Source organism: Paenibacillus massiliensis 2301065 = DSM 16942 (genome assembly GCF_000377505.1).
Lineage (GTDB): Bacteria > Bacillota > Bacilli > Paenibacillales > Paenibacillaceae > Paenibacillus > Paenibacillus massiliensis.
Genome location: NZ_KB898188.1, coordinates 256112 through 274480, shown reverse-complemented (window position 1 = coordinate 274480; position 18369 = coordinate 256112). Strand labels below are relative to the sequence as shown.

The following is an 18369-nucleotide window of genomic DNA, read 5'->3' as shown; positions in this document are numbered from 1 at the left end:
ACCTTACGTCAATCTTAAATGTCGGCGGAGAAGCTGCTATAAGCTGTACGGACCACAGAAAATCGGTATGATGTAATACAGGTGATCAATATATGAATGAATTACAGCAAAAAAAATTGCTGATCGTGGACGATGAGCCGGACATCCGAGGGATGATAGAGAGCTTCCTGCGCAAGGATGGCTTTGCACGAATTTATCACGCCCAGGACTGTACAGCTGCTTTAGAAATGGTTCAGCGGGTGAAGCCGGATCTGGTGATTCTGGATGTCATGCTTCCAGATGGTGATGGCTTTTCGCTGCTTATGGCAATTCGTCAGATGTCCAATGTCCCGGTACTATTTCTGTCGGCCAGGGGAGAGGATGAGGACCGATTGCTGGGTCTGGGTCTGGGTGCCGATGATTATATAGTCAAGCCCTTCTTGCCGCGTGAGCTGCTGCTTCGCTTGAAGGCTGTTCTCCGTAGGGTCTACGCTCCGCCAGTTCGGGAGCAACGTCCTGTATTTCAATTGGGAGAGAGAATGGTCAATCTGGAGAGTGGCACAATTCGGGTGCTCCAACAGGAATATGCACTGACAGCCAAGGAATTGTTGCTGTTGTCAGCGTTCTATGAGCAGCGCAATCGAATCGTAACGAATGATGCCCTTTGTCAAGCAGCGTGGGGGGACGACTATTATGGCTATGAAAATACATTGATGGTCCATATTCGCCGTATTCGGGAGAAGATCGAGCCGCTTCCCTCAAGTCCACAGTATCTTCTGACCATGAGAGGTCTCGGATACAAATTGCTAGTGCAGGACGGGGCTGTAGAAGATGTGCGTTGACTACAACAAGGATCAAGCCGTTTCAAATTGTGAGCATGACGCTGACAAGCAGACAAGGACTAGGGGGGAGGAGCCGAAGTGGAAAGCACCGTCAGGATCCTGAGACGCTTCATAAGCTCGACAGTACTCATCTCCATCTTGCTGCTGCTGCTCAATGGAATCGTTCTTGTTGTGTGGTTCAGTAAGGGAATGAGTACAGAGTTGGCACCTGCAACACTCGTGCGACAGGTGTCTGAGCAACTGCAGCCTGGAGCTGAGGGCTACGCACTCGGGCCAGCAGCTAGCGAGCTGCTGTCTGAGCAGCATGTATGGGCCATGCTGGTGCTGGAGGATGGCAGTATCGGCTGGAGCTATCAATTACCGGATGATCTGCAGCGGGCCTATTCATTGACCGATGTGGCTAAGTGGTCGCGAGGCTATTTGCAGGAATATCCCGTATTCTCCTGGGAGCATCCTGGTGGACTAGTCGTAATAGGCTATCCCGGGAACAGTCTCGCCAAATACCAGTACATTCTTCCCGTCAGCTGGGTGGAGGGTCTGATCAGTAAGCTTGGACTCATTCTTGCAGGTAACATGCTGCTCGCTGTGCTGCTCTCCTTATGGATCGGCTCCCGCCTGATTCAGTCGATTCGTCCACTAACAGAAGGGATTCAGGCGCTAGCTGAGGATCGGGAGGTACGTCTGGAGACCAAAGGAATATTAGCTGATCTGGCGGAACGGATTAATCACGTCTCCCGGCTGTTGCGACACAAGAAGGACGCCATCCAGAGTCGTGATGCGGCGCGCTCGAACTGGGTAGCAGGCATTTCTCATGATATTCGAACACCGCTGTCCATGATTCTTGGGCACGCCAGTGATCTGGAGGACAACGAGGCCTTGCCTCCCGAGCAGCAGAGACAGGCAGTGATCATTAGACAGCAGGCGGTCCATCTTCGGGAGCTGGTGCAGGACCTGAATCTGGTCTCGAAGCTTGAATACGAGATGCAGCCCTTGAATAGACAGCCACTACGTCTCTCTCGCATTGCAAGGCGTGTGGCGACAGAGCTGATCAATAATGGTCTTGACGGGAAATATACTGTGGACCTGGAGGTAGCAAATGAAGGAGTTCAGGTGCTGGGAGATGAGAGGTTACTGCTGCGGGCAATTACCAACCTCGTTCACAATAGTGTTCGCCATAATCCTGAAGGCTGTCATATAACCATTGCAGTGTTAATGATGAACAGTACTGATGTAGCATCCGATGCGATAGACACAATGTGCTGCTGCAGGGTATCTGATGATGGGCAAGGTATTGAAGCGCGCCGAATTCCCTGGCTGCTGCAATTACCGTTCTCCAGGTATAACAAATCGCAGGCACACCGTGAGCATGGGTTAGGGCTGCCGATGGCGGCGCAGATTGCCAAGGCTCACCAAGGGAGACTTGTCCTGGAGAACGAGGAAGGAGGGGGACTTCGAGCTATACTGATGCTCCCGTGCTGGGAGCATCAGTACACTCTGTAGTCCAAGCTATTACAGAGGCAATAGTAGTGGGTGTTACTTTGATTCGATTTATCCTGAGTCGGGTATCTGAATACCTGACTTAGTTGTACTTATATTAAGCCTACTTATCTGGAGTCTGCTGCTGTGCTTCCCATTCGGATCTCAGCATGCCCATTAGGATACGGTCATATCGCCGCCCATCCCGGTACACGGCAGAACGTACACACCCTTCCTGCTGGAAGCCAGCCTTCTCGTAGGCGCGAATAGCTTTGGCATTATACGAGATGACGTCCAAGCCTACCCGATCAAGGTTCAATTCATAAAATGCATATCTAAGAATCAAGTGAAGTGCTTCTGTGCCATAACCTTGATTGCGGTGCTTGGACAGTCCAATCCCAATGGCGAGCTGCCCTGTACGATTGTTCCATTCGATACTGTGAATAACAACGAAGCCTATCAGCTCATCCTCCGTCCGGGTTCTCAAGCGGAAATAGACCTCGCGATCCTTGGAATCCTGTTCTCCCTCCAATTGTCTCTCCGAATAGGGGATAGCCGCTTCCGTATCGACATGACGCAAATATTCCGGGTCCTCATTCCAGGTTAGCATGGTCTGAATATCATCGGCTCGGGCAGTGGTTAGCTTCAGCTTAGGGCCCATAAATAAATTGTCTGTAGTTAACATAAGTAAGTCTCCTCATAGCTGGGAATGTGGCAAAACAAAACGATAATGAAGTCGAATAAAAAAAATGAAGTCGAATGAAATTGGGTATAACGATTTGTGGGTAGATTGTGAATCTACTCTACCTGCATATTTTATTATGATTATCAAGGGTTGGCAATAATTGTATTATATATTAAGCTTGGGGAGAAAGGAGAGATTATATGAATGTTAGTGCTGGCTTCGGTATCATTTCCTTGATCAGTATTATTTTTACCCTTGTCTTTGGAGGTCTGGGCATATACGCTCTGATTCTGTTTATTCAGCTTGCTCAACGTGGAATCAGAGCGCTCGATATCTACATTCGTGATAAAGAGAACGGTCTGAAATTGTAGTGTGGTCCTGCAATGGGAGAGTTCGAACCCTATTAAAATAGCCTTAACCCGAATGAAGGGATAAGGCTATTTGAAGTTAGTAGCTTATTAGTAGCTTATTAGTAGCTGAGCCTATAGCAGGCCTTATAGCTTGAACTTGCTGACCTGCATTTGCAGTTCCTCGGCGACACTGGACAGAGAGCCTGCAAGAGCAGTGATCTCCTCCATGGATGCCAGCTGCTGCTGGGTTGCTGCCGAGATGCTGTGCACATTCTCTTCCGAGCTCTTGGCGATCTCGGCTACCTGATCGACATTACGAACGACCTCGTCTGTACTGGCGGACATTTGCTCAGAGCTGGCAGAGACCTCTTCAATCTCGCTGGCTACTTTGTTGACAGCCGCAGAGATCTGTCCGAAGGCTTGTCCCGCTTCGTTAATCACCTGAATTCCGGATTCGGCTTCCTGGTTGTTCGATTGCACAGCCTGCACAGCCTTATGAGTGTCATTCTGAATTAACTGTACGAGCGATGTGATCTTCTGGGATGAGGTGGCAGCTTCCTCAGCCAGCTTGCGAACTTCATTCGCGACGACAGCAAAGCCACGTCCATGTTCTCCGGCTCTAGCCGCTTCTATTGTAGCGTTCAGAGCAAGCAGATTGGTCTGACCTGCAATGTTATTAATCACTTCCGTGATCGAACCAATCTCGGCGGAACGTACCCCTAGTCCAGTCACCAGCTCATTGAGAGAGGTGATAGAGTCGCGGATTGTTCTCATTTGATCTACAGCATGTGTAATGATTTCATTCCCGCTGGTAGATTGTGTAGCGGCATCGACAGCAGCCACAGATACGCTTTGCGCCAATTGAGCGATCTGATCGGTTCCAATCGACATTTCACCCATCGCCTGGGAAGAACGCTCAGCAACATTCGTTTGCTCCGAAGCGCTCAGCGACATTTCCTCGACTTGCTCTGTAATTTGCTGAGATGCCCTTGAGTTCTGCTCGGCACTAGCCAGAAGCTCCTCGGAAGAGGCTGTAATCTGGGTAGTTGTATCCGTGACAGATTGAATCATGAGTTTCAGGTTGCTAGTCATCTCATTGAAAGAGCTTGCAAGAACCCCTAATTCATCACGGTTACGCAACACGATCGGTTCATTCGTCAGATCGCCGTTAGCTACCATTTGAGCAGCCTTATTGATCAACTGAATCGGTCTGGAAATAAGGATCGAGATCAGAATGGCAAGGCCGACTGCCAGAATAGACACAATAATGGTGGCTATAAGGATAGCCTGATAGGCAAAGCTGGTCAGTTCTGAGGATGATGTCGTGATCTTCTTGGAGTTCGTAGCCCCTAATTCGACTAGCTGAACTATGGAATCATTAGCTGTGTACCAGGCTGGATATATTCTTTCGTGGATCTCCAGCGCTTCCTCGTTTTGATTGTTTTTGGATAATTCAAGAAATTTAGGTAGTTCTGCTTTGTAGGCATTAAAATTAGAGGTGTAAGCTTCGAAAAGCTTGGTAATTTCGGGATCAGCTCCTTCAATTAGCGCAGCTAATTGCTTACTGCTCTCATCAAGCCTGGACAGCACAGCACTTAGCGTCTGATCGGTCTGTGCGATATCGTCGGCATCCGTCTGAATAGCCAGCGTCAAGGCCAGCCGATCCACGTCAGAGACATCGCCATTCATATTTCCCAGCAGCGCGACCAGAGGCATCCATTTCTCGTCGATTTGTGTGGAATTGTCGTCCATTTGATTGATCTGCATAAGTGAATTCACACTAACTCCGGCGAGCAGTACAACGACCAGCATAAAACCGGTTATTAACTTCATTCGGATACTGTATTTCACTTTGGACTGTCCTTCTTTTTTTGGTAAAGCTTTGCTTGTCATAGTCTCCACTCCTTGGACGATTAACAGTACTGTACAGAATATATATATCGACAGAAAATTTGTAGTTTTGTATAGTTTCATGTCGGAAATAATCTAAAATTTACATAATTAATAAAATCGGTGCACTTAACAAGGAGGTAATGAAAGTGTTTGCATCGGATGATTTTAGTGTTGAACGTGCTCAGCACCATGATATTGAAGGAATAGCTACTGTATATAATTCCAACCCGGATTTACTGAATACCCACTTAGGGCAAAGTCAGATCAGCGAGAGGTAGGTAGCTGCAGAGCTTGCAGATGCCGAGATATACGCTTCTGCTGTAAGGGTGTGTGTTATACTTGTACTATATGAATATAGATGATTCACACCCAAAGGATAGGTGAGACGGCTTGAAGTTATTGACACTGAACACGCACTCCTGGCTTGAAGAGGATCAATTGGCCAAGATTACTTACATGGCTGATTTCATTAACGAGCATGAATTCGATGTGATTGCATTCCAAGAGGTCAATCAAATGAAGACGGAGCCAGTTGTTCCGTTGGAGCAGCTAGGGAAATTCGTGGTAACAGATTCCTCTATGCCCATAAGAGCGAATAATTATGCATATCTTGTACAGCAGCAGCTCAAAGCTGATTATTACTGGACATGGGCCCCTGTGCACACAGGTAAGCTCCGCTATGATGAGGGATTGGCGTTCCTTAGTCGGACACCTATTGGTGAGACTTTCTGTGAGCATGTGTCTGGTATAACGGTATATAACAATTACAAGACCCGCAAAATACTTGGCGCCAGCACGACAATTGAAGGTGTCCACACCTGGATTGTGAATGGACATCTGGGATGGTGGCATGATGAGGAAGAGCCGTTCCGCCCTCAATGGGATCGGGTAGAGGCTATTTTACGAAATTATACAGGGGACGCCATGTTCCTTATGGGTGACTTTAACAATGTAGCTGAACTCTCGGGTGAGGGCTATGACTACATGATGTCCAAAGGCTGGTGTGACTTGTATACTGCCGCTGAGATCAAGGATGCAGGAGCTACAGTTACGAAATCCATTGGTGGTTGGGAGGGCAATACGCAGGATCTTCGCATTGATTACATTTTCTCGCGGGAGGCGCGCAAGGCGAAGTCCTCCACAGTCGTCATGAACGGAATCCATGGTGAGGTGGTCTCTGACCATTTCGGAGTTGCCGTGGAACTGTAGCAATATTGCTGTATTGTTGATGGAAGTGGACGAGCTTGCGATGAGTAGCAGCCAGGGTGTAAGGCTTAAATGATAATGCATTTGAGCTTTATGCCCTTGTTGTGTTTGTCGTTGTTTCATTTGCCGTCATGTTCATAAGTTCATTGAATTTTGTCTATACTGCCTGAAGAGGATTATGAGTCTTGACTATGGTGTAATAAGTAATCAGTGACATAGTAGGCTGGGTTCAATATAATGGATACCTGAAATGTTATCGTGTCAATATTTAAGGAAAAGGCTGGTGTGCGATGATTGAACAGCATAGAAAGTGGGTCGTAGCGAGCTTGCTGCTAGGTATTTTGATGGCCGCTATGGATAATACGATTGTAGCGACAGCCATGGGTACTATTGTGGCCGATCTTGGTGGACTTAGCCAATTCATCTGGGTTACGTCGGCTTATATGGTAGCCACGATGGCTGGGATGCCAATTTTCGGCAAGCTGTCGGATATGTACGGTCGCAAGCGCTTTTTTGTTTTTGGCTTAATCGTGTTTCTTGTTGGGTCGGTGCTGTGCGGATTCGCCCAGTCGATGACACAGCTCAGTCTGTTTCGGGCGATTCAGGGGATTGGTGGCGGTGCGCTCATGCCGATTGCCTTCACGATTATATTCGATATTTTCCCGCCAGAGCAGCGCGGAAAGATGACAGGTCTCATTGGAGCTGTATTTGGCTTGTCCAGTGTGCTCGGTCCATTGCTTGGTGCCTATATTACAGATACGATCAGTTGGCATTGGATTTTTTATGTTAATGTTCCGATTGGATTGCTGTCATTGGCTTTGGTGATACCCTTTTATCGAGAATCAACTTCACAGCATAAGCAGCAGATTGACTGGATCGGTGCCATCACACTGGTCATTGCTGTTGTAAGTCTGATGTTCGCGCTGGAACTGGGTGGCGGTACATACGATTGGAATTCTCCCGTGATCATTGGGTTGTTCGCTATCTTCCTACTGTTTGCTATAATCTTCTTCCTGGCTGAACGTAGAGCATCGGACCCGATTCTCCCATTTTGGTTATTCAAGCGGCCTCTCTTTGCTTCGGCTCAAGCACTGGCATTTCTATATGGGGGGACCTTCATTATCCTGACGGTCTATATCCCGCTGTTTGTGCAGGCGGTGTATGGCGGATCGGCGACCAATGCAGGCTTTATTCTCACCCCAATGATGCTGGGCTCTGTGGCGGGGAGTTCGATTGGGGGAATATTTCAGACGAAAACTACGTTCCGTCGTCTTATGACCATTTCGGTGGTAGCCTTTTTCGCTGGGATGCTCCTGCTCGCTTTCATGTCGCCAGAGACCTCACGTGGTGCATTGACGTTGTATATGGCTCTTACGGGGTTCGGGGTGGGCTTCTCATTCTCGCTGCTCCCAACAGCCTCTGCTCATCAACTGGAGCCACGCTATCGCGGAACTGCCAATTCTACGAATTCGTTCTTGCGTTCGCTCGGAATGACGCTCGGAGTTACGATCTTCGGAACAATTCAGGGGAGCGTGCTGACCAAGCGAATTACGGAGGCATTTGCAGGCCAGGACGGAGCGGATATGTCGCAATTCGGAGATTTGCGTCAGGTGTTCCAGCCTGAGGTGCGTGCGCAGATTCCACCACAGGTGCTTCGCGTCATCGTGGAGGCTATGTCCGACTCCATTACGTATGTATTCCTGCTCGCTCTTGTGCCTATTGCATTAGCTGCAGTAGCTGTAATATTTATGGGTAGAGCAAGTGTTGGTGGAGAAGGCAGCAGAGAAGGTAACGGTTCGTAGTATAGCTCATTGATTAGTGGTATGGTTACCGAGACATGTGGATTGTTAATTAAGGGATTAGAGATGAGGGGCTTGGCTTGCACGCCAAAAAGCCCCTCAGTCAAGGCTGATGGGCGAGGGCTTCTTCAGTAATCTGCTTGATATCAATGGGAGACAGCATGCCCTCGTGTACCAGATCAGGCAGGATATGCTCCAGAAAGTAGTCTACACAATGCAGTTCAATGCTTTTGATTTTGATAATGGCTTGGCGGTACATCACGATGAATTCCTTCTCCGTGTTGCCACGTTGCAGCTCCGCGAATGCTTCATAGACCTGATCAAGCTTATCAGCTACCTCCAGAATTCGACCCTCTAACGAGCTGTCCTTTCCTTCTCGCAGCTGTCTGCGGAAGATCGCCTTGAATTCCTCAGGAATATTCTCATCGATAAAATGTTCAATCATGCCCTCTTCAACCTGCTGTAGCAGAGAACGAAGCTCCATGGAATAATGCTTCACAGGGGTCTTGATATCCCCGATAAAAATCTCACCATAGTCGTGGCTGCTGGTAATCTCGTAGAGCTTCTTCCAGTCCACGCTCACTCCGTGCTGCTCTTCGATGTCAGCCAGTGTCTTCGCATACTGTACGACCTTCCAGGAGTGTGCAGACACGCTATGCTCCTCGAATTTGAATTTGCCAGGACAGCGAATGATTCGTTCCAAGTCATTGAGGGATCTGAAGTACGTATGAATGCCCATTGGGTATACCATCCTTTAATTTTCTTTTTGTTGCAGATAAGGTACACCCTATCTTAGACTGTCTTTGTTAGCGCAGCATTAACGGAGCATTTAATAGAACACAAAATTCAGTTCAACTGTATAAATATTACTTTTTGTAATGCATGAATGGAGGATAAGTATGAGCTTGCGGGCAGAGTTGGACTATCGTAAGGGCAAGGTTGCAGTACAGATCTCGGATATTCGAGAGGCTGAACTAATAGAATTGGTAAGGCGTATTCAGGAATTTGAGCCTTACGGTGAGGAAGCAGTGGATTACTATTTGGAGCTGTTACAGCGCAATGTATTGATGCCAGACGTATCGAATCTGATCTACATGGAGGATTTATCACCCAGTGAGGTGGTAGCCACAGCACTGGCTTATCGTCCAATCCTGCTGTAGAACACGCTCAGGCAGGAAGTGAATGTGTTGTCTTGGTTGAGGTAGGGTACAATAAGGGGCGATTAGCAGTGCTTGTTCCTTATTTGCAAGAGTCCATTATTAGTATAGAAGGAGGCTCCCATGACAGAGAAGAAGATAGAAGCGAGTGTTGGTTGGAATTGGCATGATAGCTATGGCAAGCTGCCCGAGCTAATGTATACCAGACAGGCACCGACCCCAGTACGTGCCCCGGAGCTATTCGTGCTGAACGAAAGCTATGCCGCTACCCTTGGTCTAGAGCCAGCTGCGCTCAGGAGCGAGGAAGCGGTTCGGACCTTGGCAGGTAACGAGGTGCCCGCTGGCACAGCTCCACTTGCTCAGGCCTACGCAGGGCATCAATTTGGTCATTTCAACAGACTAGGTGATGGGCGGGCGTTGCTGCTGGGGGAGCATAAGACTCCTGCGGGGCAACAACTTGATATTCAGCTCAAAGGCTCGGGACGAACGCCATATTCCCGGGGAGGGGATGGTCGCGCCGCCTTGGGGCCGATGCTGCGGGAATATATTATTAGCGAAGCTATGCATGGCCTAGGTATTCCGACTACCCGCAGTCTGGCTGTTGTGACCACCGGAGAGACGATTCTGCGTGAGCAGGAGCTGCCCGGTGCGATCCTGACGCGAGTCGCAGCTAGTCATATCAGGGTCGGTACATTTCAATATGCTGCCGCTTGGGGTGGTGTGGAGGATCTGAGAGCACTGGCTGATTATACATGGCTGCGACACTATTCGAATATGTTACCAGTGGAAGGTCAGCCCCGTTATCTCGCACTCTTGCGGCAGGTGATCCAGCGGCAAGCGGCTCTGATTGCACAATGGCAGCTGGTCGGTTTTATCCACGGGGTTATGAACACGGATAACATGACCTTAAGCGGAGAAACGATTGATTATGGCCCATGTGCCTTCATGGATCAATTTGATCCTGCGACTGTATTCAGCTCCATTGATCAGCAAGGACGGTATGCTTATGGCAATCAGCCGGATATTGCTCTCTGGAATCTGGCCAGGTTAGCTGAGGCGCTGCTGCCTTTGCTTCATGAGGATGAGGAAGAGGGAATCAGAATAGCCCAGGAGACGTTGGAGGAGTTCCCGGACTTATACCAGGGGCACTGGCTGCGAGGTATGCGAGCCAAGCTGGGAATATTCGCTCCTCAATCGGTTGTTGAGACAGCAGCTGAGAATGGACAACAGACTGCTACCGGGAACGTCACTGGGCAGGATGAGCCGAAGCATGATGGACACGTCGATGATGAGCACAAGGAGGCGGATGAGCAGTTGATATTTGATCTGCTGCAGCTCATGCATAAGCACCACGCAGATTATACCAACACTTTCCGCGCATTAACACTGGAGCAGCCAGTAGAGCCTGTACTCGGTGAGGCAACAGAATACGTGTCATGGTATGCACGCTGGCAGAGCAGACTTGCGATGCAGCAGCAGACACGTGAACAATCGCTTGAGCTCATGCGCTCCAGTAATCCTGCGGTCATTCCCCGCAATCATCGCGTGGAGGAGGCGCTTGCGGCCGCGATGAAGGGTGATCATGGCGTTATGGAACGACTGCTGGATGTGCTGGCGAAGCCATACGCCTATTCAACAGCGCAGGAGGAATATACCGCAGGGCCGCCTGATTCAATGTGCAATTATCGGACCTTCTGCGGCACGTGACGTGGTGGGGCGGTCAGGCTGTAGCAGACTTGGAGGGATTCACATGACTGGATCATCAGAGACTGAACGGAATCACATCTGGCGATTCCGTTACCAAGGGCCACGTAATGGTATTGGTTATACGTTCTGCCCCTTGCGGGGAGGATTAGCGGTAGAGAATGCTGAACAAATATTTATTTATGATGAGGATTTTACTGAACCCATTCAGATAATTAAGCGGCAATACCCGCTGGATGAAGAGTATGCGGGGGAAGGCTATGAAGCTTTTGATGCTTGCTGGGATAATCCGATTCCTGCGGACGTCTGGTTTCGCATTTTTGAGGAGCTGGAATCTCTTCATCCCGATGATCCCGAAGCCCAGAGCTTCATACGTACCTTTATAGATTGGGCTAGGGCAGCACTACAGCATGCGGATGGAATCGAAATTGTTGGGAATTTATAAACCAAGCTTGAAGAGGAGTGTATCTCTTTCAAACTTGGAATACTTATAATTAAACCGTTTACATTCCTGAGAGGGTGTGCTATATTGTCCACTAAAGGATTGTAACTGTGTATGCAGGCAAAACCTGAGAATAAGCTTGTCCACTTAAGTGGCAGCTTTATTTTCAGGTTTTTTTGTCTTCATGCAACAATGAAGGAATACATGGAAATAATCCTTATAGCATCCAGAATCGAAGAAAAGGGGTAGAGCGAATGAGGAAGAATACATGGTGGAATATGCTGGCTGTGAGTACAGTACTGACAGTTGGCTTGAGTGCATGTGCAGGTACACCGGGGCAGGCCAATCAGCAGGTACCGCAACCGCCACAGCAGGAGACAACGCAGCAGCAATCCCAGAAAGCGAGAACAGTCATTACGACGGATGGTGAAGTCGATGATATGAACTCGGTGATTCGCTTTTTGTTATATTCCAATGAGATGGATCTAGCCGGAATCGTGCTGACTAGCTCGGTGTACCACTATGCCGGAGACAAGGAAGCAGGCATTGAGCCGTTCCGCTGGACAGGAACGAAGTGGCTGTACGATATGCTGGATGCGTACGGGGAAATCTATCCGAATCTGTCCAAGCATGCAGACGGCTACCCTGAGCCTGAGACGCTCAAGAGTATGACGAAAATTGGCAATATCTCCGACAAAGGCGAAATGACCAAGGAGACGGAGGGCTCTGAGTTCCTGAAGGATCTGTTCCTGGACGATGACTCCAGAGATCTGTACGTTCAGACTTGGGGAGGTACGAATACTACGGCTAGAGCACTGAAATCCATCGAAGAGAAGTACAAGGATACTCCAGAGTGGGATCAGATTAGACAAAAGGTCAGCAATAAAGTAGTCCTCTACATTATTCTCGATCAAGATGACAGCTATAATGAATATATTGCCAAGAATTGGCCAGATATTCGCATCATCAATGACCAGTCCAACTTCTGGCACTTCGCCTATGCGTGGAAGCTTCATCCCGATGAAGTAAACAGCAAGCTGCAGGGAGATTGGATGTTCCCGAATATCAAAGATGGACACGGCAAGCTACTGGGTATGTATGCCTTGATGGGTGATGGCAACATCATTGAAGGCGAGCTTGATGAGGAGCAGCGCGGAGCAGAGGCCTATCTTAAGAATAATCCAGAGTACAAGCGTTATGATTTCATTTCCGAGGGCGATTCTCCTTCCTTCTTCTATTTGATTGACAACGGGCTGCGCAGCATGGAAGATCCAAGCTACGGAGGCTGGGGAGGACGTTTTGGTACAGTGAGCGATAAGCTGTATAGAAATAACGTATTGGATTACGATATCTATACGAAGAAGTATGAAGCAGAGTATTCGCTGATGCGCTGGTTCGATGATATTCAGAATGATTTTGCGGCTCGTGCCGATTGGGCGATTACACCGGAGTATGAGAATGCCAACCATAATCCGAAGCTGACCATTAAGGAAGGACTGGATCTCACGGCAGCACCAGGTGAGAAGGTTACTTTGACGGCTGAGGGCAGTGATCCGGATGGCGATACATTGACATACAAATGGTGGAGATATTTCGAAGCGGACACCTATCAGGATAGCGAGGTGACGACGAAGGCTGAGCCTGTGGTGATGGGCGGCTTACAATTAAGCCTGGCTCGTGAGCTTGGTCCTGACGAGAAGACGGATACGATTTCGCTGGAAGGCAGCGATACGCAGAAAGTAAGCTTTACCGTCCCTGCCAATGCGAAGTCGGGTGATACCATTCATATCATTGCAGAGGTCCAAGATAACGGGGAGCATCCGTTGAAGCACTATCAGCGTGTGATTATCACCGTAAAATAAAATCGGATATTAGCACATTCACCGTATTTTGACATCTTCCTGACACAAACATTTGCTACAATCTGCTCATGTCCTAAAATTTGATATCTCAATATCATGATATGACTAGGATGAGGAGATTACGTGAAGGGGAGAATTCCATGAAAAACAATAAAAAATGGATTATAGGTATTGGAGCAGTCGTCATTATCGGTGGAGGTATCATCGGTTATAACGTCATGAACCAATCGCTGGGCAACAATGTAGAGATTCAATCCGTGGTTCCGGCTCAATCGCAGCCGACATCAACGGAAGCAGCCTCTGGAAGCACAGCAGTACAAGCTGATCAGATCAATGGAGACTGGAACATTGCCGAGGGCTCCAAGGTGTACTGGTCAGTAACGACTTCCCGGGAGACGGTTAACTTTGAGGATGCTGCGGTTACAGGAAAGTGGACGTTGAACGTGAATGATCCTTCTGCCAGCACGGGTGAGGGCACCGTAGATCTGAGCGTACTCAGCTCTGGTAATGAGCAGCGGGACGAGCATGTGAAGGCGGCGGACTTCCTGGATATCAGCCAATATCCTGAAGCGACCTTCAAGGCGACCTCCTTCTCGGAGCTGCCACAAGAGTGGACTGAAGGTACTGCGGTACCATTTGAAATGAATGGCGTATTGACTGTGAAGGGCGTAGATAAGGACGTCGTGTTCCAAAGTCAGGCCGTGTACAATGAAGGCAAGCTGATGCTGTCTGGTACCACGAAGGTTACGTTCTCTGACTTCGGACTGACGAACCCTCATAATGTTGTGCTTGAGACCGAGAATGAGTTCACGGTTCAGCTTGAGCTTATCCTTACTAAATAAATGCGTGCTAGAGGGGATGACCTTCCATTCAGGAAGGGACGTCCCCCCTTTTTGTAAGTTCTGATATTTATCAGACTATTGGATGAATATCATCAGTGTTTATGTAAATTAGTAACCGGATATTACTGAGATAAATGTTTTAATATATCCTAAAATATACCAATAAAAGAAAAGTATCAAGCATCTGAGCAACGGTGAGCAAATCGTGCTAATAAGCCATTAGAATAAGCCTGACGACGAAGATGACTATCTCTGTTGAGCTTGTATATTTATGATTGCAAACGTTTTATTAATATGTTAACATGAAATTAATAAAAGGATTGTAACCGCTTAATGGCGGGCAAAACCCTGTATAAATGAATTGAATAGGACTTATTTTAACTGTATATTTTTACAATATATGTGTTATTAAATTCGATCAGGATTGTTACGTTTATGGCAAAACCTGAATTGAGCTGAAGATCTGTAGCGTTGACGTGATGGCTATGGAAGTTCACTTAATTCAGGTTTTTTTATATATTCACACAAAACATTGCAGCGAGGGGAAATCACTTGATGAAGAGCAAAAAGACAAAAGCGTTGTTGAAACGTACAGCAGTAGTAGCTACAGTATTCGGTCTGGTGGCAGGATCAATTCCAGCACACACTGGTTTGACTGCCGTAACGAATGCAGCGGATGCAGGTGTATACAAGCTTCAGAATGCAGGCTTCCAAAATAATACGCTCCAACAGACCAAATATGGTCTGATTGATGGGGTTACCAATGATGTATATAGCACAATGGGTTGGCTTGGAGTACCGTATGCTGCACCTCCAGTAGGTGAGCTGCGCTGGAAAGCACCGCGTGAGCCAGAAGCATGGACAGGTATTCGTGCAGCCAAGACGTTTGCCTCGAACAGTCTGCAGCTTTCCGGTCAGAAAACCGTGGGTAGCGAGGATTCTCTCTACCTGAATATTTGGCGCCCAGACACGAAAGAGACGAACCTGCCCGTTATGGTATTCTTCCATGGCGGTGCTAATATGACTGGCTCCGGTAAGGATTTTCAAGGGGAAAAGCTGGCTCGCAGCACCAACAGCATCATTATCACCGTGAACTACAGACTGGGAGCTCTGGGCTTCTTCAAGAATAGCCAGCTCGCTACGGGCAATGCTCTCGACGACTCGGGCAACTACGGCTTACTCGATATGTTCCGCGCATTGGAGTGGGTGCAGGACAACATTGAAGGCTTCGGCGGTAACAAGAATAACGTCACACTAGCTGGGCAATCTGCCGGAGCACGGGACGTACTGGCGGCACTGATTTCTCCGCTGGGCACAGGGCTGTACCACAAGGCTATCGCGTTCAGTGGCGGTCTGACCACAGCAGCTCCAGAGGATGGAGAGCGCAAATCCAAGGAAGTACTCGCACAGCTGGCGCTTGAGGATGGCAAAGCGAACTCTCTGGATAATGCCAAGGCATGGATTAGCAAGCTGTCCTCCAGCCAAATGGATGCGTACGTTCGCTCCCTCTCGGCTGATCGTCTTGTCAAAGCCTTCGGTAGCACAGCGATTCGTATGGAGCCGTTCCCGCATCTGTTCCGTGACGGTACCGTAATTCCAAAGGAAGGCTTTGATGCTCTGGATCAAGGCAACTATAATAAGGTCCCTGTATTGCTGGGCAGCCTGGAGACAGAATTCTCCGGATTTGCCTTTGGTGATCCGAACTTCGCTCCTTCGATTAATGACGGAACCCTGTTCACCGATTCTACTAAGGGGGCGCAATATGCAGCAGCTCTCAAGTATGGTAGTGAAATGTATGCTGGCTTTAATGCCGAGCGTGTGGCAGAGCGTCTGACGGCTGTAGAGGGTCAACCTTCGGTATATGCATATCGCTTCGCATGGGGAGCCAAAGAGGGCCTGATTTCTGACCGTCTCCATACGCTGCTGGGTGCTCCGCACGGAGCTGATCTGGACTTCTACACGGGTCGTGCTGACGGCATCGCGTCCTACTTCCCACAAGGATACTTCACTGAGGACAATCTCCAAGGACGTCTCGAGCTGTCGACTGTGATGAATTCCTACTTGAAGCAATTCCTGTACACAGGTAATCCGGGCACGGGTGCTACTGGTGATCTTGAGGCATGGACACCATGGACTGCTGAGGATGGCAAGGAACGCATCATGAAATTCGACGGTGACAAAGAACAAGCGATCTTCGGCATGTCAGAGGATTACAATGGTGACAAGGAAGCTGTGCTGGAGAAAATGAAGAAAGAGCTTCCTGAGGATACCTACAAACTGTTGACAGAAGATGTACTGAAGGGACGTTTCTTCTGGGATTATTAATTCAGCCGAAGCAGCTACGTAGCCTGCAGCTCAGCCGAACCGAATAGCTTATTACAACAAACGACATTCTCTTAATAGAGGGTGTCGTTTTTTTTGTATATGCTGGAGGGTTACATGAATATGCATAGACTATCATAAAAATGGGCTTATCCTATCATTGTAGGATTTTTCGTTTCCTATATACTAGGAAAAAAGGGGGATTTATGAATAGAGCAGAAGCCATGGATCATTTCCGCGAACATTACATAGATGTACATATGAAGTACTATATTCATAAATTGGAAGAGGGGTATCGCAACCAGTTTCAGGAAAGGTCTGCTGAATTTGTCGAATCTTTTCGGCGCATATGCAAGTTGGCCAAGGCTGAACAAGACCAAGGAACCAAGGGAGCGATCGGTTATATTACCTTTTCCATGAGACGAACCTATCTGCTGCATCGACAATACGATTATGTGGTGCAGGCATTTGACCGCAATTGGTACTTTGATGCCAAGCCATGTGAAGATCGCTATGATGCCGGGTGGGTATGGACCTGCTGGCATGAGCTTGGTGAGCAGCTAGAGTCCCGTCGCAAGCTGTACATGGATCGCCTTCTCCAACCGGAGGTAGAGCAGGTTCACTGGGCCTGTATTCCCGATTTTCATGAATATGTAATGAGGCTAGGCGCCGAATGTATAGGACAGGCTGTCAAGCTTCCTGAATTCGCAGAGCTGGAGCTGGAAGAGGAACTTGAGATTAGAATTGGCGAGTACAAAGGAATCAGTAAGGTGATTTACTCGATCTGTGAAGAATCCCTTCTGAAGGAAGAAGAACTGATGGATTGGTTCTAAAAGACTGGCAGACAGGTGGAATTCATGAGATGGAGATCGAGTACTATCGTGTAGTACAGGATGAGCGGTTCACGGAGGTTGCTTATCCGCTCAATCTGACCAAGGCACAGCTGCTGAATCACATCACAATTGCACAGGAGCAGGATATATCCTCACTTCAGTTTTATGTTGATGGACAGGCTGCTTTTCTGGATTGGCTGGATGATCCATATTACATGTTATCAGATGAGCTCAAGTGTATCTGGGAGCAGTATCAGCCCAGCCTGGTCTGGCGGCAAGTAGTCCTTGCTGATCAGCATACCAGGACACAGCGATTGTGTTGGCTGATGGCTTCCACTGAGGTTATTAATGCGTTGTCCCCGCTCAGTGAGTGGAATAAGGATGGTACGTTGAAAAAGATGGTGCTGGATGAGAGAAAGCTTCGTGGTCACAAGGTATGCCGGGTTCAAGGAGCTGGTGCTCCTGAGGTCATCGTAGATCTGGATGTGGCAGAATGCATGCTTCGATTCCCCTTGAAGGGGATACAGTTGCAGCGGCTTCAGATCGAGCGGGATGTCTTGGCTGGCAAGGATTAATATAGCAAGGGTGTGTATAGGAGATGAATGATCGTTATATCGTAGATGGAGCTTCAGTCCGTTGCAGCTATGGGAGCGCAACAGGTGTATTTCGAGCCGGAGCAGGGCGGCAGGTGTTCATTCACTCCAAAGCGCAGGGAAGTATTCGGGATTGTGAGCCGGGAATACATATACCCGCATTCGGCATGTGCAGCAGCAAGCATAATCCAGATGTGATTGCTGCCAGTCAGGGGCAGTTGGATCGCCTGATACCGCAGCCCTGCAGACCATCGCTCTCGATGGCTTGGTTGAATGGGAAGAACAACGTTATGGTGGATCATTCTCCAGCGCTACTGAGTTGCTCTACGAATATGTGCATGTGGTGTGGAGTGATTTCATTTGATACAGATGGTCAGGAATGAA

17 protein-coding genes are annotated in these 18369 nt (G+C 48.3%); 14 read left to right on the top strand and 3 right to left on the bottom strand.

Annotation, left to right across the window (positions count from 1 at the left end; translation table 11 throughout):
• The first annotated feature begins 92 nt into the window (after positions 1-92).
• A complete protein-coding gene (locus tag D328_RS0110110) occupies positions 93-821 on the top strand; it encodes a response regulator transcription factor (protein WP_018884881.1) in 729 nt (242 codons plus the stop codon).
• Between the two features lie 78 nt (positions 822-899).
• The gene (locus D328_RS0110105) at positions 900-2321 is read left to right on the top strand and encodes a sensor histidine kinase (protein WP_018884880.1); all 1422 of its coding nucleotides are present in this window, start codon (positions 900-902) and stop codon (positions 2319-2321) included.
• A 100-nt stretch (positions 2322-2421) separates the two neighbouring features.
• Here the strand turns inward: D328_RS0110105 and D328_RS0110100 are convergent, their stop codons facing one another.
• Entirely contained in the window at positions 2422-2982 is a 561-nt protein-coding gene (locus D328_RS0110100; RefSeq protein ID WP_018884879.1) for a GNAT family N-acetyltransferase, read from the bottom strand.
• Positions 2983-3182: 200 nt separating this feature from the next.
• Between D328_RS0110100 and D328_RS31200 the strand changes: the two genes are divergently transcribed.
• Complete coding sequence (locus D328_RS31200; protein WP_018884878.1) at positions 3183-3353, top strand: hypothetical protein; 171 nt, start codon at positions 3183-3185, stop codon at positions 3351-3353.
• Between the two features lie 123 nt (positions 3354-3476).
• On the opposite strand, the gene D328_RS0110090 is transcribed toward D328_RS31200, so the two are convergent.
• Positions 3477-5225, bottom strand: coding sequence for a methyl-accepting chemotaxis protein (locus tag D328_RS0110090; RefSeq protein ID WP_018884877.1), 1749 nt, complete (start codon positions 5223-5225; stop codon positions 3477-3479).
• Between the two features lie 390 nt (positions 5226-5615).
• On the opposite strand from D328_RS0110090, the gene D328_RS0110080 reads away from it, so the two are divergent.
• Together D328_RS0110080 and D328_RS0110075 are read left to right on the top strand one after the other, a co-directional pair.
• Positions 5616-6434 (top strand): endonuclease/exonuclease/phosphatase family protein, encoded by an 819-nt coding sequence (locus tag D328_RS0110080; protein WP_018884875.1) that lies wholly within the window; start codon positions 5616-5618, stop codon positions 6432-6434.
• A 287-nt stretch (positions 6435-6721) separates the two neighbouring features.
• Positions 6722-8233: an MDR family MFS transporter gene (locus D328_RS0110075; protein WP_018884874.1), complete on the top strand. Its 1512-nt coding sequence runs from the start codon at positions 6722-6724 to the stop codon at positions 8231-8233.
• A 100-nt stretch (positions 8234-8333) separates the two neighbouring features.
• On the opposite strand, the gene D328_RS0110070 is transcribed toward D328_RS0110075, so the two are convergent.
• Entirely contained in the window at positions 8334-8969 is a 636-nt protein-coding gene (locus tag D328_RS0110070; protein WP_018884873.1) for a YfbR-like 5'-deoxynucleotidase, read from the bottom strand.
• Between the two features lie 160 nt (positions 8970-9129).
• On the opposite strand from D328_RS0110070, the gene D328_RS0110065 reads away from it, so the two are divergent.
• The 9 genes from D328_RS0110065 to D328_RS0110020 all read left to right on the top strand — a co-directional run bounded on the left by D328_RS0110065 (position 9130) and on the right by D328_RS0110020 (position 18368).
• A complete protein-coding gene (locus D328_RS0110065; RefSeq protein ID WP_018884872.1) occupies positions 9130-9390 on the top strand; it encodes a hypothetical protein in 261 nt (86 codons plus the stop codon).
• Positions 9391-9510: 120 nt separating this feature from the next.
• Complete coding sequence (locus D328_RS0110060; RefSeq protein ID WP_018884871.1) at positions 9511-11094, top strand: protein adenylyltransferase SelO; 1584 nt, start codon at positions 9511-9513, stop codon at positions 11092-11094.
• 43 nt (positions 11095-11137) lie between these two features.
• Positions 11138-11536 (top strand): hypothetical protein, encoded by a 399-nt coding sequence (locus tag D328_RS0110055; protein ID WP_018884870.1) that lies wholly within the window; start codon positions 11138-11140, stop codon positions 11534-11536.
• 251 nt (positions 11537-11787) lie between these two features.
• Positions 11788-13395, top strand: a complete 1608-nt coding sequence (locus D328_RS0110045; protein ID WP_018884868.1) for a DUF1593 domain-containing protein — start codon at positions 11788-11790, stop codon at positions 13393-13395.
• A 140-nt stretch (positions 13396-13535) separates the two neighbouring features.
• On the top strand, positions 13536-14237 hold the full coding sequence (locus D328_RS0110040) for a YceI family protein (RefSeq protein WP_018884867.1): 702 nt from the start codon (positions 13536-13538) through the stop codon (positions 14235-14237).
• 555 nt (positions 14238-14792) lie between these two features.
• Positions 14793-16562 carry a carboxylesterase/lipase family protein gene (locus D328_RS0110035; RefSeq protein ID WP_018884866.1) on the top strand — a complete coding sequence of 590 codons (1770 nt, stop codon included), beginning with the start codon at positions 14793-14795 and terminating at the stop codon, positions 16560-16562.
• Between the two features lie 203 nt (positions 16563-16765).
• Positions 16766-17392, top strand: a complete 627-nt coding sequence (locus D328_RS0110030; protein WP_018884865.1) for a hypothetical protein — start codon at positions 16766-16768, stop codon at positions 17390-17392.
• A complete protein-coding gene (locus tag D328_RS0110025; RefSeq protein WP_018884864.1) occupies positions 17383-17967 on the top strand; it encodes a hypothetical protein in 585 nt (194 codons plus the stop codon). Before D328_RS0110030 ends, D328_RS0110025 begins: the two co-directional genes overlap by 10 nt.
• A gap of 23 nt (positions 17968-17990) precedes the next feature.
• The gene (locus tag D328_RS0110020) at positions 17991-18368 is read left to right on the top strand and encodes a DUF4280 domain-containing protein (RefSeq protein ID WP_018884863.1); all 378 of its coding nucleotides are present in this window, start codon (positions 17991-17993) and stop codon (positions 18366-18368) included.
• The last annotated feature ends 1 nt before the right edge of the window (position 18369 follow it).